Source organism: Planktothrix paucivesiculata PCC 9631 (assembly GCF_900009265.2).
Lineage (GTDB): Bacteria > Cyanobacteriota > Cyanobacteriia > Cyanobacteriales > Microcoleaceae > Planktothrix > Planktothrix paucivesiculata.
In genome coordinates this window covers 1-260 of the sequence record NZ_LR735060.1, presented here as the reverse complement: position 1 = coordinate 260, position 260 = coordinate 1, and the positions used below count along the sequence as shown (strand labels likewise).

Here is a 260-nt window from a genome sequence, read left to right as displayed (position 1 = left end):
TGCAATATATTAAACGAAACTTAGGACATATAGACCAAATAATCGCCAATAGAGGGAGGCTGGATGAATTGAATGACAGACAATATAAGAGTTTATTAGTGGTATCAGAAGTTTATCGTCAACAGCAATGGATGTATGATCATAACAAACAAAGTATTTCCGACAGAATCGTAAGTTTAAGCCAACCCCATATTCGTCCAATTGTCCGAGGAAAAGCCGGAACGTCAGTAGAATTTGGAGCCAAATTGTCTGCTAGTTGT

The 260-nt window shown here is 37.7% G+C and carries 1 pseudogene; it reads left to right on the top strand.

Annotation, left to right across the window (positions count from 1 at the left end):
• A pseudogene (locus PL9631_RS25610) lies at window positions 1–260 on the top strand (IS5/IS1182 family transposase); the annotation flags it as partial.